The sequence below is a fragment of the Paenibacillus glucanolyticus NBRC 15330 genome (genome assembly GCF_004000885.1).
Taxonomy (GTDB): domain Bacteria; phylum Bacillota; class Bacilli; order Paenibacillales; family Paenibacillaceae; genus Paenibacillus_AQ; species Paenibacillus_AQ glucanolyticus.
In genome coordinates this window covers 461274-482350 of record NZ_BIMC01000002.1, presented here as the reverse complement: position 1 = coordinate 482350, position 21077 = coordinate 461274, and the positions used below count along the sequence as shown (strand labels likewise).

The 21077-nt window shown below is 50.5% G+C and carries 22 protein-coding genes; 5 read left to right on the top strand and 17 right to left on the bottom strand.

The window, feature by feature from the left end:
* Positions 1-124: 124 nt before the first annotated feature.
* From trmD to wecB, 8 genes are all read right to left on the bottom strand, one after another.
* Positions 125-940, bottom strand: a complete 816-nt coding sequence (trmD, locus tag PGL02S_RS06015; RefSeq protein ID WP_036642036.1) for a tRNA (guanosine(37)-N1)-methyltransferase TrmD — start codon at positions 938-940, stop codon at positions 125-127.
* 3 nt (positions 941-943) lie between these two features.
* Complete coding sequence (gene rimM, locus PGL02S_RS06010; protein ID WP_006211359.1) at positions 944-1465, bottom strand: ribosome maturation factor RimM; 522 nt, start codon at positions 1463-1465, stop codon at positions 944-946.
* A gap of 111 nt (positions 1466-1576) precedes the next feature.
* Positions 1577-1807 carry a KH domain-containing protein gene (locus PGL02S_RS06005; protein ID WP_006211360.1) on the bottom strand — a complete coding sequence of 77 codons (231 nt, stop codon included), beginning with the start codon at positions 1805-1807 and terminating at the stop codon, positions 1577-1579.
* Positions 1808-1828: 21 nt separating this feature from the next.
* On the bottom strand, positions 1829-2101 hold the full coding sequence (gene rpsP, locus PGL02S_RS06000; RefSeq protein WP_006211361.1) for a 30S ribosomal protein S16: 273 nt from the start codon (positions 2099-2101) through the stop codon (positions 1829-1831).
* A 47-nt stretch (positions 2102-2148) separates the two neighbouring features.
* Positions 2149-3531: a signal recognition particle protein gene (ffh, locus tag PGL02S_RS05995; RefSeq protein WP_006211362.1), complete on the bottom strand. Its 1383-nt coding sequence runs from the start codon at positions 3529-3531 to the stop codon at positions 2149-2151.
* Between the two features lie 21 nt (positions 3532-3552).
* Positions 3553-3909, bottom strand: coding sequence for a putative DNA-binding protein (locus tag PGL02S_RS05990; RefSeq protein WP_006211363.1), 357 nt, complete (start codon positions 3907-3909; stop codon positions 3553-3555).
* Positions 3910-4048: 139 nt separating this feature from the next.
* Positions 4049-4696, bottom strand: a complete 648-nt coding sequence (trhA, locus tag PGL02S_RS05985; protein WP_036642034.1) for a PAQR family membrane homeostasis protein TrhA — start codon at positions 4694-4696, stop codon at positions 4049-4051.
* A 77-nt stretch (positions 4697-4773) separates the two neighbouring features.
* Entirely contained in the window at positions 4774-5892 is a 1119-nt protein-coding gene (gene wecB, locus PGL02S_RS05980) for a non-hydrolyzing UDP-N-acetylglucosamine 2-epimerase (protein WP_036642032.1), read from the bottom strand.
* Positions 5893-6101: 209 nt separating this feature from the next.
* Between wecB and PGL02S_RS05975 the strand changes: the two genes are divergently transcribed.
* From PGL02S_RS05975 to PGL02S_RS05955, 5 genes are all read left to right on the top strand, one after another.
* Entirely contained in the window at positions 6102-7130 is a 1029-nt protein-coding gene (locus PGL02S_RS05975) for a glycosyltransferase family protein (RefSeq protein ID WP_036642029.1), read from the top strand.
* 137 nt (positions 7131-7267) lie between these two features.
* Positions 7268-8302 carry a glycosyltransferase family 2 protein gene (locus PGL02S_RS05970; RefSeq protein ID WP_081742810.1) on the top strand — a complete coding sequence of 345 codons (1035 nt, stop codon included), beginning with the start codon at positions 7268-7270 and terminating at the stop codon, positions 8300-8302.
* 27 nt (positions 8303-8329) lie between these two features.
* Positions 8330-9340 carry a polysaccharide pyruvyl transferase family protein gene (locus PGL02S_RS05965; RefSeq protein ID WP_036642025.1) on the top strand — a complete coding sequence of 337 codons (1011 nt, stop codon included), beginning with the start codon at positions 8330-8332 and terminating at the stop codon, positions 9338-9340.
* Between the two features lie 64 nt (positions 9341-9404).
* Positions 9405-9680, top strand: coding sequence for a hypothetical protein (locus PGL02S_RS05960; protein ID WP_228030025.1), 276 nt, complete (start codon positions 9405-9407; stop codon positions 9678-9680).
* Between the two features lie 64 nt (positions 9681-9744).
* Positions 9745-9948 (top strand): hypothetical protein, encoded by a 204-nt coding sequence (locus tag PGL02S_RS05955; RefSeq protein WP_036642024.1) that lies wholly within the window; start codon positions 9745-9747, stop codon positions 9946-9948.
* Positions 9949-10047: 99 nt separating this feature from the next.
* On the opposite strand, the gene ftsY is transcribed toward PGL02S_RS05955, so the two are convergent.
* The 9 genes from ftsY to plsX form a co-directional block, all read right to left on the bottom strand.
* The gene (gene ftsY / locus PGL02S_RS05950; protein ID WP_036642022.1) at positions 10048-11040 is read right to left on the bottom strand and encodes a signal recognition particle-docking protein FtsY; all 993 of its coding nucleotides are present in this window, start codon (positions 11038-11040) and stop codon (positions 10048-10050) included.
* Between the two features lie 31 nt (positions 11041-11071).
* Entirely contained in the window at positions 11072-14641 is a 3570-nt protein-coding gene (gene smc, locus PGL02S_RS05945) for a chromosome segregation protein SMC (protein WP_036642020.1), read from the bottom strand.
* A gap of 198 nt (positions 14642-14839) precedes the next feature.
* Positions 14840-15538 carry a ribonuclease III gene (gene rnc / locus PGL02S_RS05940; RefSeq protein ID WP_006211373.1) on the bottom strand — a complete coding sequence of 233 codons (699 nt, stop codon included), beginning with the start codon at positions 15536-15538 and terminating at the stop codon, positions 14840-14842.
* A gap of 12 nt (positions 15539-15550) precedes the next feature.
* Positions 15551-16789 carry a beta-ketoacyl-ACP synthase II gene (gene fabF / locus PGL02S_RS05935; RefSeq protein WP_036642019.1) on the bottom strand — a complete coding sequence of 413 codons (1239 nt, stop codon included), beginning with the start codon at positions 16787-16789 and terminating at the stop codon, positions 15551-15553.
* A gap of 162 nt (positions 16790-16951) precedes the next feature.
* Positions 16952-17185 carry an acyl carrier protein gene (gene acpP, locus PGL02S_RS05930; RefSeq protein WP_006211375.1) on the bottom strand — a complete coding sequence of 78 codons (234 nt, stop codon included), beginning with the start codon at positions 17183-17185 and terminating at the stop codon, positions 16952-16954.
* A gap of 109 nt (positions 17186-17294) precedes the next feature.
* Positions 17295-18044 (bottom strand): 3-oxoacyl-[acyl-carrier-protein] reductase, encoded by a 750-nt coding sequence (gene fabG, locus PGL02S_RS05925; protein WP_036642018.1) that lies wholly within the window; start codon positions 18042-18044, stop codon positions 17295-17297.
* 47 nt (positions 18045-18091) lie between these two features.
* On the bottom strand, positions 18092-19024 hold the full coding sequence (gene fabD / locus PGL02S_RS05920; protein ID WP_036642016.1) for an ACP S-malonyltransferase: 933 nt from the start codon (positions 19022-19024) through the stop codon (positions 18092-18094).
* A 49-nt stretch (positions 19025-19073) separates the two neighbouring features.
* On the bottom strand, positions 19074-20063 hold the full coding sequence (locus PGL02S_RS05915; protein ID WP_006211378.1) for a beta-ketoacyl-ACP synthase III: 990 nt from the start codon (positions 20061-20063) through the stop codon (positions 19074-19076).
* Positions 20064-20071: 8 nt separating this feature from the next.
* The gene (plsX, locus tag PGL02S_RS05910) at positions 20072-21058 is read right to left on the bottom strand and encodes a phosphate acyltransferase PlsX (RefSeq protein WP_006211379.1); all 987 of its coding nucleotides are present in this window, start codon (positions 21056-21058) and stop codon (positions 20072-20074) included.
* Positions 21059-21077 lie beyond the last annotated feature (19 nt).

Sequence of the window (21077 nt, the reverse complement as noted above, 5' to 3'; positions counted from 1 at the left end):
TTCAATGGATATGGATTATGTTCTCGTCAGCCTCTCTTATTATTGTTATTGATTTTGGCAGTAATCTATACGAAAAAAAGGAAAGATCGGCATACGCAGATCTTTCCTTTGTCTATGGCATTCATTATAAACGTTTCGATTCTTGCTGAAGCTTTGCGATATAAATCCGATCCTGTTTGGACAATTCCAGCTTGTCCAACAATTCAGGGCGACGCTCCCAAGTCCGTCTGAGCGCTTGTTCACGGCGCCACACTTCGATATTCGCATGATGGCCGCTGAGCAGAATATCCGGCACCTTCCATCCCCTGAATTCAGCCGGACGGGTATAGTGAGGGTATTCCAGCAGCCCTGTACTGAATGAATCCGTCACCGCCGATGTCTCATTGCCAAGAACACCCGGCAGCAATCGAACCACGGAATCAATAACAACCATTGCGGGCAGCTCTCCGCCTGTAAGCACATAATCCCCGATGGATAATTCATCAGTAACCAAATACTCGCGGATGCGTTCATCATAGCCCTCGTAATGACCGCATATGAACACAAGATGCTCTTCCTGAGACAGTTCTTCCGCTTTCTTCTGTGTAAACGTCTCGCCTTGCGGGCACATCAGAATAACGCGTGGAGGCTTAACGCCCTCTGATGATTTCGATGAGCCCTCCGCCAGCCCAGCCTCTTCCTCGTTGTTCGAAATCTGATCATAAGAACGTGGAGTTAGAATATCCTCCACTGCGGCAAATATCGGATCCGGCTTTAACACCATCCCGCCCCCACCGCCATATGGCGTATCATCCACCTGACTATGCTTGTTCCCGGCATACTGGCGGAAGTTGATAGCATTTAAATGCACAATTTGTTTCTCGGCCGCTTTACCTAAAATGCTCGAATGGAACACACCGTCGAACATTTCCGGGAACAGCGTCAGCACATCAATCCGCATGGACTATAACAACCCTTCCATAAGATGCACGCGGACAAGCTTGGCTTCCTTATCTACGTCAAGAACGACATCCGGGATGGCTGGCAGCAGAACTTCCTTGCCTTGAGGGGTCTTCACAACCCATACATCATTAGCTCCGGGCGTTAAAATTTCTGAAATCGTGCCAAGCTCCTCTGCCGGTTCATCATCTGTCAGCACCTTGCAGCCAATGATCTCATGGAAGTAATACTCGTTGTCCGGAAGCTCCTCCTGAAGGTCCGCTTTGATCTTCAGCAGAGAGCCTTTATACTTCTCAGCATCGTTAATTCCATGCAGCTCTTTGAATTTAAGGACATACATATTTTTATGAAAACGGGATGTATCCACCGTTGCTTCAATCATGCTCCCTTTGTCCGGGACAATAAACAGCTTGCTCTTAACAGCAAATCGCTGGTCAGCAAAATCCGTATGCGGCATCACTTTGACTTCTCCGCGGATTCCATGCGTATTCACGATTTTGCCTACGGTAAACAACTTTTCAGACATGGTCTTCCTCCTGCATCACTTAATGAACGTTCGCTCATGTATGACCGACTGATTTCTTCAGCATGTACGAAAAAGGGCTAGGACATGCATCCTAACCCCCTTTCGTATATTTTAAGAAATGATATCAACGGTCACCCGTTTATCCATTTTAACTGCCGCCGATGTTACGACTGTACGCAATGATTTGGCGATACGCCCCTGTTTGCCTATGACCTTCCCGACATCGTCAGGATGCACGTACAGCTCATATACAATCAAGTGCTCCTTCTCAACGGTCTTCACAGTCACATCTTCTGGATGATCCACTAAAGCCTTAGCAATAACGCGAACTAATTCTTCCATAGATAACCCTCGCGATCAGTCTTATTTCTGATGCTTCAGCTCATGAAACTTCTTCATTACGCCCGCTTTGCTCAGCAAGTTGCGAACAGTATCAGATGCTTGCGCACCATTTTGAAGCCAGTTCAGTGCTTTCTCTTCATCGATCTTAACTTCAGCCGGCTGAGCAACCGGATTGTAATAACCGATTTCCTCGATAAAGCGGCCGTCACGTGGGGAACGGGAATCAGAAACCACCACGCGGTAGAAAGGAGCCTTGTGAGCACCCATGCGTTTCAGACGAATACGTACTGCCATTTTGAAAATTCACCTCCTTCAAAAAATGTCCATGCTTATGTCCAAACTTAACGGAATGGGAACTTCATGCCTTTTCCACCAGTCAAGCCTTTTAACTGTTTCATTGCTTTATTTTTACCGCCTTTGGGACCCATCATATCCGAGAATTGTTTCATGACGCGGCGCATTTCATCAAACTGCTTGATCAGCCGGTTCACTTCAGCCAGCGAGGTTCCGCTGCCGGCCGCAATCCGTTTGCGGCGGTTGTGATTGATAATATCAGGCTGCTGCTTCTCCGCTGTAGTCATGGAGTGGACAATGGCCTCAATGCGTCCCATCTGCTTCTCGTCAACTTTGAGATCCTTGGTCTGCTTCATCTTGCCCATGCCGGGAATCATATCCATCAGCTGATCCAACGGACCGAGCTTCTTCACTTGGTCCATCTGTTCCAGGAAATCCTCAAACGTAAATTCAGCATTACGCATTTTACGTTCCATTTCCTTGGCTTTGTCTGCATCAATATTCGATTGGGCTTTCTCAATAAGGGACAGCATATCGCCCATACCGAGAATCCGGGATGCCATCCGTTCCGGATGGAACGGCTCCAGGGCATCAATCTTCTCACCCAGCGCCGCGAACTTAATCGGGCATCCGGTAACAGCTTTGACCGAAAGGGCAGCACCGCCTCGGGTATCACCGTCCAGCTTGGTCAATACAACGCCTGTAAGCGTCAATTGCTGATTGAAGCTTTCCGCCACATTCACCGCATCCTGACCTGTCATCGCATCAACAACAAGCAGCACTTCATCGGGATTTACAACACTGTGGATTTGCTTCAGTTCTTCCATCAGTTCTTCATCGACATGCAAACGGCCCGCAGTATCGATAATAACATAATCGTGACCGTTATCCTTGGCATGCTGCAAGCCTTGCTTCGCAATCTCAACCGGGCTTGTCTTGTCTCCAAGAGAGAATACAGGCACATTAATCTGTTCTCCAAGGACCTCAAGCTGTTTGATCGCTGCCGGACGATAAATGTCACCGGCTACGAGCAGCGGTCGGCTGTTCTGCTTCTGCAGCAGCTTGGCCAGCTTACCGGATGTCGTCGTCTTACCTGCACCTTGCAGACCGGCCATCATAATGACCGTAGGCGGTTTATTGCTCTTAACCAGTTTGGCCTGGCTGCCACCCATCAGCTCCGTCATTTCTTTATTAACGATGTCGATGATCACCATGCCGGGCGTAAAGCTGTCCATCACTTCCTTGCCGATGGCCTTCTCTTTCACTTTGGATACAAAATCCTTAACCACTTTGAAGTTAACGTCGGCTTCAAGAAGCGCGAGTCTTACTTCACGCATGGCGGCTGTTACATCTTCTTCGGACACCTTGCCTTTACCACGAAGCTTGCTGAACACATTCTGTAGTCTGCTGGTCAATCCTTCAAAAGCCATATCCGCCACCTCCGTTCATACTTAATCCCATACCTTTAATCGTTCAACCATATCGGTCATTACATTCTTATCATGTTCATCCAGGTCGCTAATCTCCACCCATTTCCGAAACTTATCCAGCTCACGGACACGCGTTTCATGCTTGCTCAGCAGCCCAAGCTTCTCTTCGTAAGACTCAAGCACCTGCTCTGCACGCTTAATATGTTCATAGACGGCCTGACGACTAATCTCAAATTCACCAGCGATTTCTCCCAAGGAAAAATCGTCATGGAAATAATATTTCAAAAAGGTCTGCTGCTTCTCTGTCAGCAGCTGCTCATAAAAATCGAACAGCAGATTGATCCGGTTCGTCTTCTCGAGCCGATTCTCCTGACTCATTTAAGGGCACCCCCCTCGTCAAGGAAAAACACTTTACAGTTCGCTTAACGAACCTTATCATACATAAAACAAAGAAGGATGTCAAGCAATTTCCCTTGTCATCCTTCTTCATGTGCAGCAAGCCTTTTTCCTACCCTGTTTACCCGACAGGAAGAAGGTAGATCAGTATCGCAAAAAAGTGAAGAATCGATCCCGCAAGTACAAACAAATGCCAGATCGCATGATGGTACGGGAAGCCCCGCCATACGTAAAAGATGGTGCCTAGGGTGTACAGCACGCCGCCAAGAGCGAGCAAATTCATACCCTGCGGTGCCACAACGGCGGTTAAAGGGTTCCAGGCAATAACGATCAGCCAGCCCATCGCAATGTAGAATATCGTGGAGAGAAACAGAAACTTCTTCACGAAGAAGGCTTTGAAGATGACGCCGAACAGTGCAACTCCCCAGACGATTCCGAAGAGGCTCCATCCAAGCGTTCCACGAATAGCCACCAGCAGGAAGGGAGTGTACGTTCCTGCGATAAACAAGTAAATGGAGGAATGATCCATAAACTCAAAGAAATCCTTGGCTTTACCGTCCCTCAAGCCGTGAACCAGCGTTGAACTCAAATACAGCAGCAGCATCGTCGAGCCGTAGATCGTAAAGCTGACAATATGCCATGCAGTGCCCTTCAAACTTGAAAATACAATCAAGAGCACCAGCGCAGCAACACTTAGCGCCGCTCCTATGCCATGTGTTATTGCATTCGCTATCTCTTCTCGGCGTGGATAAGTGTAAGTATTGGCCATAACAGGTATCCTTTCGCTTGAAATCTTATACTTCATTATAAGCCCTGCCAGCATACAAAATCCAGCAAGCATCCAGATCAACGCCCTTTTGAACGGAAAAATTGCAAAATGGCGTCGACGATTTGACGCGAGGCAGTGCCATCACCAAAGGGATTGCTGGCTCTTGCCATGTTGCGGTAGGTCTCCTCATCCGTTAACAGCTTCTCTATTCCTGCCACTACCTCATCGCAATTCGTGCCAACACACTTTAAGGTGCCCGCTGTAACCCCTTCAGGACGCTCTGTCTTGTCTCTCAATACCAGAACCGGTTTCCCCAGCGACGGCGCTTCCTCCTGAATACCCCCGGAATCCGTCAAGACGAGATATGCGCGCTGCATGATATGGTGAAGATCAACAACATCCAGCGGTCCTGTCAGATGAATTCGCTCATGTCCCTCCAGAGCTTGCGCTACCGCCTGCTGCAGAACGGGGTTCGGATGAACCGGATACACCACTTCGACATCCGGGTGGCTCTGGACGGTTCGCTTTACAGCCTCAAGCACGCCCTTCATAGGTTCACCCCAATTCTCCCGGCGATGCATTGTGATGAGAATTAAGCGAGCATTTTCCTGTAACTTGCTCTGTATAGGGTGCTCAAAGGGAGCCTGCAGCGTCCATTTCATGGCATCGATCCCCGTATTCCCCGTTACATACACATGATCCGTACGATGCTCGGCTCTGAGATTGGAAGCTGACAGCGCTGTAGGAGCGAAATGCATATCGGCTATTCGGCCAATCCATTCCCGGTTCATCTCCTCCGGAAATGGCGCGTATTTGTCATAGGTCCGCAATCCCGCCTCCACATGCCCAACCGGCACTTTCGCATAATAGGCCGCCAAGGCGCCTATGAATGCCGTTGTTGTATCCCCGTGAACCAGGACCAGATCGTACCTTTGCGCCTGGAATACATTTTCCATTCCTTTTAACAGGTCGGCACTAAGGCTGTACAGCGACTGTCCTTCCTTCATCATATTTAAATCCATCTGAGCCTCGATCTCAAAAAATTGAAGAACCTGATCCAGCATTTCCCGATGCTGGGCGGTGACACAAACGATTGGGGTCAATCCCGGAGTACGTTCCAATTCCTTGACCAACGGTGCCATTTTGATCGCTTCTGGACGCGTTCCGAAGATAACAAGAACATTTTTTTGATCCACGAATCTTCACACTCCCCCTCGCTTTCATATGAAAAGATATATCTGGGATGACATATCTTAAGCATTATATGGAAATTTGATAGATTCGTTCTGGTCATACGCACGCTTGAGAAAAACCATCCATTTTTCAATCACTCGGCTCATTCGTCCAATTCTATGAAGCTAGCATTGCATATATTATTGCGAGAACAAAGAAAGGAGGAAACCTCTTGGCTGTCATCATTTATCCCAGAACGATGAACTGGTCGTACATGAAACAGAGACCGCAGCAGCTAATGACACAATTGGGCTCGCTTGGTCATCAGGTTTTCTTCGAAAACCTGGCACCGCTGGATAAGGAGTTTAAAGAGATTGAACCGAATGTGTATCTGTTTACGGATACCAAGGCATTTCTGCACAAAAAGCTGCCTGCATTGCGAAAGGAGCATCCCGTTGCCGTCTGGACGACCTGGTCCAAGCTCCGGACGCGCATTTCCACGCTCTTTGACCCTGATATTACAATCTACGACTGCTGTGATGAATTTCCACATTGGGCTAAATACGAACCCAAAATGATTGACGAGGCGGATCATGTCGTATGTACGGCAGAGGTCATTCGCACCCGATTGTCACTGGCATACCCCGACAAACCACTGACCTTGATTCCGAATGGCGCTGATGCTTCGTTTTTTCATATTCCATCCAGTGATAGACCCGCTGATCTGCCTCCGGGTCCTGTTGTTGCTTATATCGGTGCTTGGGCCTATTGGGTAGATCATGAACTGTTCGCTAAAGCCGCCATTCAATTTCCGAACGTCCAGTTTGTATCCATTGGAGCTCCTTACGGCAGCTCAGGCGACTATTCGAAGCTGCCTAACGTGCATATACTCGGGGAAAAGCCGCACCACGAGCTCAAGCGTTACCTCACTCATATCGACGTTGCGTTGATTCCATTCCAATACCATCCGATTACGCTCGCAACCAATCCCGTTAAAGCCTATGAATACTTGGCATCGGGTGTCCGGGTGCTATCAACGGCCTTGCCGGAATGCATCGCCATGGAGCCGCATGTAACCACTGCGACAACCCATGACGATTTCCTTGTTAAGCTGGCCTCCATGCTTCATCACCCTGACACTGCAGAGCATAAGCTGGCCCGGATTGCGTACGCCCGAGAGAACCGCTGGATTGAGCGCGGACTGAAAGCCGATCAGGTCATCCGGCTAGTCCTCCATGATAAAGGCTTGACATCGAATTGATCCCGTACAACTTACTTCGCACGCAAGCATTCGGCTATGGATTGACCAATACGTCAGCGTACCGCGATCGTATCCTTCAGGAAGTCACACATGCGGACAGAGAATGGGTTCTCTGGAGCCTCAGCAGGTCTTTTCCCATGAGAAGAACACTCATTTCCTTCCCTATGCCTGCACATATCCCGGACGCTGTAGTCTGTATATGTGTTCATGGTGTTCCTCTCTATTGGAAAAAAACCTGGCTGATCGCAAGGCTCACCCATTGGAACGCCAGGCTCCCCGCTGCCCGATTTCTGCCTTACGATCTGCTGCCACTGGACTCAAGACTTGTTCTGAATCTGAATCCATCACTAAACGATTCGTTTCAAAAGGAACTGCCGTATATTCTCCCGATACTTGCATCCACACAGATTCAAGCGAAACAAACTGGAGACAAAGGGGATTTATCTCCTGTGGTCCCTGCTCAACCTGCAGTTTCCATATTGATGAGCATTCATAATATGAAAGACACTCTGGGCTGGAGCATCCGTTCTGTGCTGGCACAAACCAACGAAAACTGGGAGCTGCTGATTGGGGATGACGGCTCTGGGGACGAGAGTCTTGAGGAAGCCTGCGCTTATCAAGACAGCAGAATACGTGTTCTTTCGCAAGCGCGTAACCGCGGGAAAGCCTTGATGATGAACCGGCTGCTCTTTGAAGCACGGGGGCGTTACATTCTGGAACTGGATGGGGATGACTGGCTGGCACCGAACGCAGTAGCACTCCTGACCGAAGCGCTTGACCTGAATCCGGATGGCGGTATCGCCACGGGATGGTATGGCTGCTGGGAACGAACCAGGCAGTTCGGTCCGCTGTGGAGAAGAGATGTGGACTCCGGCAGGCTTCATTCAGAATCATCCGCTCCGTTGCCCAATCCATCGAATGACCGCAGTCACCCGATCGTGCCCAGAATGTATCGCAAATCTTCTCTGATTGCCATCGGCGGCTGGTGGAATCGTGAGGATCGCCTCGGACGTATCTTCGAAGATATGGACGTCACCTCCCGTCTCCTGAAACACAACTCTCTAGCTCATGTCACGGCTGTCCTCTATCATCGTGTCATCGACGGCACCAGTATCAGCCAACGTAATCGTAATCTGTTCAAAAGCTGGAATCAGCAGTCAGACAAGATCTAGAACGCATTCGCAAAGGAGGTGAACGTAATGCATATTGCCGCTTCCGGATACTATGGCATGGGAAACTTCGGAGATGACTTGTTTCTTCACACCCTTAGGCAAGTATTCCACGAACATCACGTCTACCCTTGGAACTCCCGCTTGGATCCGCGCCGAACGGATGCTTTCATTATCGGAGGAGGCGATTTAATCACACCCTACTCGTTCAACCGTTATTACTTCCCGCCACAATTAAACGGACAGCCCACATGGGTGTATGGCGTAGGTATCGTTGATGCCTACCCCGAACACACTTGGCCCGAAGAGCAGGTAGCCGCGTATCGCGACATGATTTCCAGAGCGAACCGAGCCGTCTTCAGGGATGAACGTTCCTCGGCTATAGCCAAGCGGGCGCGATTTCATCCTAACGTGGAGACGGCTCCTGACATGGTGTTCGGCTATCGTCAGCCCGACATCCCGGTACAGCGATTTTCCAGACGTCCAACCATTGGGGTTGTTGTATTCGCCTATGAATCATTCCCTATGGACAATATGACAAAACTTCTGGGACATCTTACGGCAAAAGACTACCATGTCGTGCTTATACCGGTCATTCATCATCCGGGGAATGCGTACTCGGACTACAACACCTGTTTACAACTGCAGCGAAACATCAAGGAATGCACGCCTGCAGCTTCCGTTGAAACACTGCCGTTTCTTATGGACATTGAGCTGACTTACCGTTTCATTCAATCCGTTGACTATTTAATCTCCTTCAAACTTCATCCGTCGCTGGCCGCCTTGCGTGGGGGTAAGCCTGTACTGGCGCTCAGCACCATGAGCAAAGTGCATAGCCTCCTAAGCTCCTTTGGTCTAGGTCAGTATTTTACCGACTATCGTCAACCGCTTGAGGCCCTGATCGATAAAACCGAAACCTTCCTTAAGTACGGTCCTGGTCATGTGCAGCAAGTTATGCCTATGATCCGGGCAGCAGAGAACGAAAGTACGGCCTCGCTTCAGGATTTAAAGAATCATATTGAAGGGCACACCCGATGGTAATACAGAAAGGAGAATGACTATGTGTTGCTTCCTGTTCTGCAGACGACTTGCTGCACGAGTAAAGATGTTAACACGGCAAGTTGAGTTTCTAAGCCAGCAGACCGGACAATTGACCGAACGCGTAGAGTCACTGGAGAGTCAGGTGCTCACGGGCTTAACCATCATTCCGGAACTGATTCACTATTTCGAAGTCCGCACAGGGCAGCAAGTACGGGTCAGCACCACCTTTGTCACCTTGGAAGGCGTTGTTCTTGCAACTGCCGAGGACGGGGTACAGCTCCGTGAAGCTTCCGGAGATCTTGTGCTGATTCCATTCGCGAATATTACTTCCGTTCAATAAATCCCCTCAATGGCTGCTGATCTTCCGTTTCAAACTTTCATTACAGCAAGGAGGGAATTTCGATATGCGCTACGTGGATTGGCTGCAAGGATTTATCGGATCCGAAACCGAAGTAACGGTGTCGGGAGATGTGATCATTGGCACCCTGACCGAAGTGGGAGAAGGGACCCTCTCTTTAAAAATCCCGCCCATCATCTATGGCCCGCCAACCGATACATCTATCATCCCGCTTCGTGCGATTGAATTCGTTCGAATCGTCTCTTCTTAATCACATCCGGTTATCACTCGAATCGAACATGAAAAAGGACCGAAAGTACAACTTTCGGTCCTTTTGTGTTTGATTTAACTTCAGAAGCGTCTAATCTTCTTATTCTGCTTCATTCTCTTCTTCCTTAATCAATCCGGCAAACAAGGCATGGACAAATTGCTCCGAATCAAAAGTCTGGAGATCCCCCATCTTCTCTCCAAGCCCTACCAGCTTCACTGGCAAATTCAACTCTTGACGAATCGCAATGACAATTCCGCCTTTAGCCGTACCATCCAGCTTGGTTAATACAAGCCCGGTCACGCCGCTCTTCTCACCGAACAGTTTGGCCTGACTTAGCGCATTCTGACCTGTTGTAGCATCGAGTACCATCAATACCTCATGCGGCGCACTTGGGATTTCGCGTTGAATGACACGGAATATCTTATTCAACTCTTCCATCAGATTCGTTTTGTTCTGAAGACGCCCCGCGGTATCACAGATCAGAATATCTGCCTGCCGCTGTTTGGCTGCTTGAACCGCGTCGAACATGACCGCTGCCGGATCAGAACCCGGCTGCTGCTTAATGACCTCCACGCCAACCCGTTCGCCCCATACCTCGAGCTGTTCAATAGCACCTGCGCGGAACGTATCGCCCGCTGCAAGCATAACTTTTTTGCCCTCCTGCTTGTAACGGTGCGCAAGCTTACCAATTGTAGTTGTCTTACCAACTCCGTTTACGCCAACAAAGAGAATGACCGTAATTCCATCCGGATTCTCGCGCAGTTCATTGCTGCTGTCATCACGAAGGAGACCCATCAGTTTCTCGGACAATACCGGCTGCAAATCGGCAGCATCCTCGATCCGCCGTTTTTTCACTTCGGCACGAAGATCATCCATCAGGTCCATGACCGTATTGACGCCAACATCAGCGCCAATCAGAATCTCTTCCAATTCCTCGTAGAACTCCTCATCGATCTTTTTGCGGCGAATGACCAGGTCCGACACTTTCTCGATAAAGCCCTTCCGGGTTTTCTCCAGTCCGTCCCTGAACTGTTTCGTTACGTTTTCTGTCTTGCTGGAAATGCTCTCTTTTAACTTCTTAAAAAAGCTCATACGTTCCCTCCATGTGATGGTTTATGTTAAATTAGGCGATCTCCGCTTCCTCATCCTCAAGTCTAACCGACACCAGCTTCGACACGCCGCCCTCTTCCATCGTGACGCCGTACAGTACATCCGCCTCTTCCATCGTTCCCTTGCGGTGTGTGACCACAATAAACTGTGTTTGCTCGGAGAACTCCCGCAAATACTGGGCAAAGCGTACCACGTTCGCTTCATCAAGCGCCGCTTCGACTTCATCAAGCACACAGAACGGAACCGGCTTCACCTGTAAAATGGCGAACAGCAGCGCCATAGCGGTTAATGCACGCTCTCCCCCGGACAGCAGCTGCAGGTTTTGCAGCTTCTTGCCGGGAGGCTGGGCAACGATATCAATCCCTGTCTCAAGCAATCGATCCGGATCAATCAGGACCAGATCAGCCCGTCCGCCTCCGAACAGCTTCGTAAACACCGTACCGAACTCGCGCCGGATCGCATCAAACGTCAGCTTGAAGCGCTTGGACATTTCATCGTCCATTTCTTTAATCACCTGATACAGCGTAGTTTTCGCTTCGACCAAATCCGCCTTCTGCTCGCTCAAAAACAGATACCTCTCATTGACGCGCTGGTACTCTTCAATGGCCCCCAGATTCACATCACCAAGAGAAGTTATAGACCGTTTCAGATCACGAACTTCATTCTGCGCTGCCGGAATGTCTTCGGGAATCGGATACCGCTGCTTGGCAAGTTCGTAACTCAGCTCATAGTCCTCGCTTAATTTTTTCAATATATTCTCAAGCTCAACATCGAGCCGGTTTACTCCAATTTCGGTCTGGCGAAGCTGATCGTCCACAGCCCGCAGCTGAGTCCGCTGCTCCTTCGTTTCACTCTCTTCGAGCTCCAGTTTCCGGCTTAATGCGCTGCGCGCTGCCCGTTTGAATTCCAGCTGCTGCGTAGCTTCTTCCTTCTTCAGCTTGTACTGATTCAGATCCTCGATCTGCTTCACGCTCTCGCTTTGGTTCTGATTGAGGTCTGCTTGAACGGAGGCCAGCATCGTGCGGTTCTGCTTCTGTTCCTTCTCATGGTTGTCCACATCCGATTGAAGGCGTTTGAGCTGCTCCTCCAGCGAGAAGGTTTCCTGATCCAGTTTACCTTCGCGAACCTTAAGATTCGTCAGTTGACTCTGAAGTTCTTCCTTCGCCGATTCGTTTGCTTTACGGGCAAATTCAGCAGCCTGGATCGCTAGATGTGTCGACTTCTCCTCGTCTTCAAGCTCAGACAATAACTTCTGTGCCCGAACACGGTTTTCCTGAATTTCTTTTGCTTCCTTCTCGTGGCTGCTCTTCTCCTCACCGGCTAGCTCTGCTTGCTCAAGGACGTGGCGCAGCTCATGATCGAGCTGCTTACGGTCTCCAGCTGCCTGCTGTTCCTCGACACGCTTGTCGTCCCCGGCTCTTCGAAGCTCGTCCAGTTTATCCTGAGATTCAACCATTTGATTCCGGACGCTTTCAATGCCCTGCTGGAGCTTCTCCAGCTGCTTCTCGGTTTCCGAAATTTCCTGATCCAGCTGTTCCAGCTGACGCTTACGGCCCAGCAGACTGTTCGTTTTCTTATGCTGACTGCCGCCTGTCATGGAACCGCCGGCATTAACCACGTCCCCTTCGAGGGTGACCACGCGGAAGCGATAGGAGAATCTGGCTGCAATCTTGTTCGCCTGCTCCAAAGTCTCCGCAATGACAACATTGCCAAGAAGACTTCCGACAATGTTGCTGTATCTTGAATCGTATTGAACCAGCTCGGAGCCGAAGCCCACAAATCCGGCTTCCCCTTCTGCCAGCGTTCGATCCGATGCGGATACATTCCGTGGACGAATGACGTCCAAAGGAAGAAATGTCGCCCGTCCTAACTGACGCTGCTTCAAGAAGGCAATCGCCTGCCTGGATACGGACTCGTTCTCCATGACGATATGCTGAACAGATGCCCCGAGAGCTGTCTCCATCGCAAGCTCCAGCTTTTCCGGTACGCGAATAAGCTCTGCTACTGCGCCGTGAACACCTTGAAGCACGGATTTGCGAGAAGCCTTCAATACTTCCTTAACACCCAGCATAAATCCGTCGAAGTCGTCCTGAAGCTCCTTCATGGTATCACGGCGCGAAATTTGCGCTTCCCGCTTCTGCTCCCATTTCCGAAGCGCTCCCTGCGTCTCCTCCTGCAGCTTCTGCAGGGATTGATACCGCTCACTCTCACTGATATAACCGCTGCGGAGATCCGCGATCTCTTTGCCGAAACGTTCGATGCTGCGATCAATGCTCTCTTTGCGCTTCAGTAAATCTTCTTTCAACGCTTCCCATTTGCCGGACTCCTCTTGTGCCCGGTTCATCCGGCGATCCAGCGCTTCTTGCTGCTGGTCCGCATAGCGGATTTCATTCCGCGCTTGAGCCATTTGGTTCATCAGCTCCAGCAGGTTCCCTTTCAAGCTCTCTTCCTGCTGCTGGCTGATTCCACCGGTTACGCCAACCAGCTTCGCTTCTTCCGCTGACAGCTGATCTCGCACATGAGTTAATTCCTGCTGCAGTTCCTGCAGCTTGTTCTTCATTCTAGCCAGCTCGCCCACGCGCTCACCTAATCGATGATCGCCGGAGTGCAGACTCTCCTCCAGCTGCTCGCGTGTCCGTTCCAGGTTGCGGCGGCGCTCCTTAAGCACCTCACCGTAGCCCTCGCTCTTCTCAAACAGCTCGCTGAATTGAAGCAGCTGGCTCTGCAGCTCTTCCACTTCCTCTTCCAGCCGGCGAAGAGCCGATCTGTCGCTCTCCAGCTTGGCATCATGGGCGGACACCACAGTAGACAGGGCAAGCTGCTCTTCCTTCAGCTGCTCCAGCTTCGCATTGGCTTCACTCCATGAGGTATGTATCTGCTCAATTTGATATACATACAGCGAAATTTCCTTGTGTTTCAGCTCCTCGCGGAGTTCCTTATAACGAAGCGCCTTCTCAGACTGCTCTTTAAGCGGCCCGATCTGATCTTCAAGCTCTGTAACCAGATCGTGAATACGGAGCAAATTTTGTTCCGTTTCATCCAGCTTGCGCACAGACTCTTTTTTACGTGATTTATATTTAACGATCCCGGATGCTTCCTCAAAAATTCCCCGGCGATCTTCTGATCGTGTGCTCAGAATTTCCTCAATGCGCCCTTGTCCAATGATAGAATAGGCTTCTTTACCAATCCCGGTATCCATGAACAGCTCCGTTATATCCTTCAGCCGACAAGACTGCCTGTTGATGAAATACTCACTGTCACCGCTGCGGTGTACCCGTCTTGTTACGGTCACTTCATTAAAATCCAGCGGCAGTACATGATCCTCATTGTCCAGCGTAAGGGAAACCTCACCGAAATTGACCGCTTTACGCGCGTCGCTTCCGGCAAAAATAATGTCTTCCATCTTGCCACCGCGAAGCGATTTGGCGCTTTGTTCACCAAGTACCCAGCGGATCCCATCCGAAATGTTGCTCTTGCCGCTGCCATTCGGACCAACAACGGCTGTAATTCCCCGGACAAATTCCATCTCTGTCTTGTCGGCAAATGATTTAAATCCTGCTAACTCGATCCGTTTCAAAAACATATTCGACCTATCACCTCTCCTGCTATTGTAACACAAGTAGAATCGGCTTCACCGCCGTCTTTGGACGAGGTCCACTAACGTCATAAACAGCTGTCCCTAAGGCAAATGCCAGACAACGAAAAGAGCAAAAAACAGTCATCCTATCCGGTTCCGCTTGACTGCTCTTTGCTCTTTGTTTGTCATCACATCAGCGAAGCTTTAGGCATCCGCGCGTTTCAGCTGCTTTAAGGCTACTGCCGCTGCTTGCTGCTCGGCTTCTTTCTTGGATCTGCCGCTTCCGCGTCCAAGACATTCGCTTCCCATGTATACCTCCGAGACAAACTCCCGCTCATGTGCCGGTCCTCGCTCTTCTACGATACGATATTCCAGTGCGCCCATGCCGTGATGCTGGGTCAGTTCCTGAAGCTCGGTCTTATAGTCGCTCATCTGCGGACGACCATTGACGGTCACCGAGGGAAAAACATGGTCGCTCAAAAACCGGCGAACCGCTTCCAATCCCTGATCCAGATAAAGCGCCCCCACAAATGATTCAAATACATCGGCAAGAAGAGCAGGGCGGGTTCGACCGCCCGTCATTTCCTCTCCTTTGCCTAACAGAACGTAACGACCAAAGTCCAGACCTACAGCGAATTGTACCAGCGAAGGCTCGCATACGATCGCGGCCCGCAGCTTGGTTAATTCGCCTTCCGGACGGTCCGGAAAAAGGTTGTATAGGAATTCGCTGACCGTCAGTTCCAGAACGGCATCTCCTAGAAATTCAAGGCGCTCATTGTCCTGGCTCTGACTGAAGCGATGTTCGTTAACATAAGATGCGTGGGTAAAGGCCTGCTTCAGCAGCATTGCATTGCGAAACTGGATTTGAAGTTTATGCTGTAACTGCTTCAGATCTCCACTCAACACACTGTCCCCTTACTCGGCGTATTTTTTCAGGATAATCGTAGCATTATGCCCGCCAAATCCGAACGAATTGGACATGACGATATCCAAATCGGCTTTACGCGGGTGATTAGGAACGTAATCCAGATCACATTCCGGATCCTGATCCTCCAGATTAATTGTTGGTGCAATAATTTGGTTCTTCAGGCTCAGCCCGCAGATAACGGCCTCAACGCCGCCAGCTGCTCCAAGCAAGTGACCTGTCATCGACTTGGTTGAGCTTACGGCAACTTTGTAGGCATGGTCACCCAGTGCCATTTTAACCGCCTTCGTCTCCGAACGGTCGCCGACCGGTGTTGAAGTTCCGTGAGCATTAATGTAATCCACTTCCTCCGGCTCAATGCCCGCATCGCGAATGGCCATCTTCATGCAGCGTGCTGCTCCGTCCGGATCCGGCTCGGTAATATGATGAGCATCGGCACTTAAACCATAACCGATCACCTCGGCATAGATTTTAGCTCCGCGTTTTGTTGCATGCTCTAAAGATTCGATCACGAGCACGCCCGCACCTTCACCCATGACAAAACCGTCACGACCGGTATCGAATGGCCGGCTGGCCTTCTCCGGATCGTCATTACGGGTTGACATCGCACGCATAGCGCAGAAACCAGCCATCCCTGTCGGACGAATCGTTGCCTCCGCTCCGCCGCAGATCATCACATCTGCATCACCGCGCTGGATCAGACGGTATGAATCACCAATGGAATGCGTTCCGGTAGCGCAAGCCGTAACTTGCGTTGTGTTCGGACCCTTGGCTCCGAGATTGATCGACATTTGGCCGGAAGCCATATTCGCGATCATCATCGGAATAAAGAATGGGCTTACACGTTTCGGGCCCTTCTCCAGCAGGATGTTATGTTGATCCTCCCAGGTTCCCAAACCGCCGATACCCGATCCAATCGATACGCCAACCCGTTCAGCGTCGGCATTCACTCCAATTTCAAGACCGCTGTCCTCAAGTGCCTTCGAACCGGCTGCAACAGCAAGCTGCACGAAACGGTCCATTCTGCGCGCTTCCTTGCGATCCATATAATCTTCCGGGTTAAACTCTTTCATGGAAGCTGCGATCTGGGTTGTGTATTCGCTGACATCAAATGCTTCGATGCGGGATACGCCAGACCTGCCTTCCATTAAACTATTCCAGAATGTATCAAGATCTTGACCGATCGAGGTCATGACTCCCATTCCTGTTACAACGACTCTTTGTTTCAAACAAACTCACCTCTATATGGACTGCCCGTCCAGCCATGAAGTCCGAACCTCCGGCTCAAGCTGAACAAAGGCAGTAATAATCTATCACTTGTTGCCACTGAAGCTAGGATTGAATGTGGAGAAGTCCCGCCTTGCTAAAGAACGGGACTTAACTGTAATGACTTAGGTATGAGATTGTATGTAATTTACAACTTCACCTACGGTCGTAATTTTCTCCGCATCTTCATCAGAGATCTCCATATCAAACTCATCTTCCAACTCCATCACCAATTCAACTACATCGAGAGAATCAGCTCCAAGGTCGTCTTTGAAAGATGCTTCTAATGTTACGTCGGCTTCGTCAACACCCAGGCGGTCGATAACGATGCGTTTCACGCGTTCCAATACATCGGACATCCGGCTCACCTCCTCTTGGTAATTATACGAGATATGACTTCAAATTGCCATAGAAGGCATTTGAAAACGATTTAATGTCCAGCGGCCAGCGCCAGATCATCGGCGGCGTCTACATATACATACCGCCATCCACATGCAGCACCTGTCCAGTCATATAGGATGCGCTGGAAGATGCTAGAAAGGCAACCACCCCGGCAATCTCCTCTGGCTGACCGAGACGGGCGAGCGGAATACCGCCGAGCAGACCTTCCCGCATGTCCTCGGAAAGTTCCCGGGTCATATCGGTATCGATAAAACCGGGAGCCACGGCGTTTACCGTAATTCCGCGGGAAGCCAGCTCCCGTGCGGCGGATTTGGTCAGGCCGATAACACCGGCTTTGGCCGCAACATAGTTGGCCTGCCCCGGATTGCCAAGGGCCCCGACAACAGAAGATATATTGATAATCCGTCCATAACGCTGTTTCATCATAGGACGTGTCACCGCTTTAAGACAATTGAATACCCCTTTAAGATTCGTTTCGATCACCTGATCGAACTCTTCTTCCTTCATACGCATGATTAAATTATCTCTAGTAATCCCTGCGTTGTTCACCAGGATATCAATTCGACCAAAAGTCTCCATTACCTGCTTTACCATCGCTTCGGCTTCTTCGGTTCGTCCAACATTGGATTTTATCGCGATTGCCGATACGCCCTTTGCGCGAATTGCTTCCACAACCTCGGCTGCGGCAGCTTCGCTCCCTGCATAGTTGACCGCTACGTTAGCGCCCAGATCAGCAAGTCCGAGAGCAATGCTCCGGCCAATGCCGCGGGAAGCACCCGTAACAAGCGCAGTCTGTCCTTTTAGAGCTTCACTCATACCTGTTCCTCCTTTCTAGAGTAATCCGACATGGATCAGCAGTTATTTTATACGACGGTCTCCAAGCTGTTGACGCTGTCCAGGCTATTCACGTTAATGACTTTAACCGATTTGTCAATCTTTTTAATTAAACCGCTAAGTACGCTGCCAGGACCAATCTCGACAAAGGTATCCACACCCTGACTGATCATCCATTCCACACTGTCTTGCCACAGCACAGGGGAATATACCTGTTCCACCAGCAAACCGCGGATTGCAGCGGCATCGTCCACCGGGCGTGCCGTTACATTGGCAACCACCGGCACGGAAGGTGCATGGAAGGAGGCATGCTCCAGCTTATCTGCAAGCCGGTTTGCCGCTTCCTTCATCAAGGAAGAGTGGAAAGGCCCGCTGACTTCCAGCGGTATTGCACGCTTGCCGCCCGCTTCCTTAACTCTTTCTGCAGCAGCTGCAACGCCCTGGGCTGAGCCCGAAATGACAATCTGACCCGGACAGTTCATGTTGGCTAACTCCACGACGTGCCCCTCTGCTGTAATGCCACTGCACAGCGTGGTCAAAGCGTCCCGGTCTGCACCAAGCACAGCAGCCATAGCTCCCTGGCCTCCTGGAACCGCAGCTTCCATGTATTCCCCGCGGGCTCTTACGATGGATACCGCTTCTTCAAACGACAGCACGCCTGCGCATACAAGCGCACTGTACTCGCCCAGGGAATGGCCTGCAACGTAATCCGGCTCGATTCCCTTACCGCGAATGGCTTCCAGATAGGCCAGGCTTGTTGCCAACAGAGCAGGCTGCGTATTTACTGTTTGTTTAAGTTCTGCATCAGGACCATTAAAAATAACGGAGCTCAGCGAGAATCCAAGTTTATCATCCGCTGTTTGAAACATATCCTGCACGGAGGGAAGCGCGTCATATGCATCCTTACCCATTCCGACGGACTGAGCGCCCTGACCAGGAAATATAAATGCTGTTTTACCCAAAATCGTTGGCTCCCTTCTATCTCTATCAAAAGGATCTAAATAAATGCTGTTACCAGATGAGTACCGAGGATCCCCAGGTTAAGCCTCCGCCAAAACCAACCATTAATACCTTGTCCCCTTCTTTCAAGCGGCCCGACTCCTGCGCCTCGACAAGAGCTAACGGCACGGAAGCAGCCGATGTGTTGGCGTATTTATCAACATTGATAACAACCTTCTCCTCCGGAAGCTCCAGACGCTCCATAGCCGACTTGATAATCCGGATGTTCGCTTGATGAGGGACAAATAAATCAATATCCTTTTTGTCGATGCCTGCTTTGGACAATACGGCTTCCGTCGCAGAACCCATAACCCGTACCGCAAATTTAAACACTTCGCGGCCATTCATATAAATATAATGTTTATTCGTATTGATCGTTTCGGCAGAAGCCGGCAATCTGGAACCGCCTGCCTCGATATACAAGTGGGCTCCGCCCGCGCCTTCCGCGCCCAGATCGAACGCTTGGAATCCCCTGCCCTCCGGCACTTCACCGACAATCGCAGCTCCGGCACCGTCACCAAACAGGACGCATGTGTTCCGGTCGGTATAGTCCGTAATGCGGGACAAGCAGTCCACACCGATAACAAGAGCATTGTTGTACATGCCCGTCTTCACAAAATTCGTGGCTGTAGCAAGGCCATATACAAACCCCGAGCAAGCTGCCGACAGGTCAAATGCCGCCGCTTTCTTGGCTCCCAATCGATCCTGAAGCAGACATGCTGTGGACGGAAAGAACATATCCGGCGTAATGGTTGCCACAATGATCAATTCCAGATCCTCAGCCTGCATTCCAGCGGATTTGAGCGCATTTACCGCTGCATGATAAGCCAAATCCGAGGTCGCTTCATTCGGTGCGGCAATATGCCGCTCACGTATGCCCGTCATCGAGACAATCCATTCATCGCTAGTATCTACCATTTTCTCCAAATCACGATTCGACAGTATCTTCTCGGGCACATATTTGCCTGTTCCAATAATACCGACCGGACGCAAATTGTTCATGTCCTCACTCACTTCCCGCTGATTTCATTCGAAATACTCTCTACCAACCGATTCTGAAGCGCCGTCCGCGCCTGGCGAATCCCATTCTTGATGGCATTCGCATCCGATGAACCATGGCTCTTAACAACCAAGCCGCTGAGACCGAGGAGAGGCGCTCCGCCATGCTCCTTATAATCCAGCGTGGACTTCAGGCTGCGTAATTCCGGCATCATCAAGGCAGCAGCCATCTTGGTCTTAAGCGACTTGCTGAACTGTTCTTTCAACAGTGAAAAGAGGGCACCGGCTGTTCCTTCAATCGATTTCAATAGGATGTTGCCTGAAAATCCATCACACACAAGCACATCGCAAACCCCATTCATCACATCACGCGACTCCACATTGCCAACAAAATGAATCGGCAGCTCCTCCAGTAATGGATATGCATGCTTGGTCAATTCATTGCCTTTGCCCGGCTCGGTGCCGACATTTAACAGCCCGACCCGCGGTTTGGCGATACCATGCACCTTCTCGCGATACAGACTGCCCATTAAGGCATACTGCTGCAAATGCTCCGGCTTCGAGTCCATATTTGCACCCAGATCCAGGGCAAGCATCCCTTTGCCGTCAAGCGTAGGAATCATAGGCGCAAGCGCAGGGCGTTCTATGCCTTTCATCCTCCCCACAACGAGGAGCCCGGTTGTCATCAGGGCTCCTGTGTTGCCTGCCGAGATCATGGCATCCGCTTCGCCTTCACGAATCATTCGCCCCGCCACAACCATCGAAGCATCTTTCTTCCGGCGGACGGCCTTCACCGGCTCATCCTCCGCTTCAATGACCTCGCTTGCATGAACAACCTTCAGATTAGCTGGCTTGTCTTTAAGGAAAGCTCCCATCTGCGCCTCATCCCCAACGAGGATGATCTCTGTATCCTTCCATTCCTGTGCGGCAATCAGCGCGCCCTCAACATTGCTCTTGGGGGCGTTGTCACCGCCCATCGCATCAACCACAATTCTCATGGCCAAAGTTCCTCCCTTA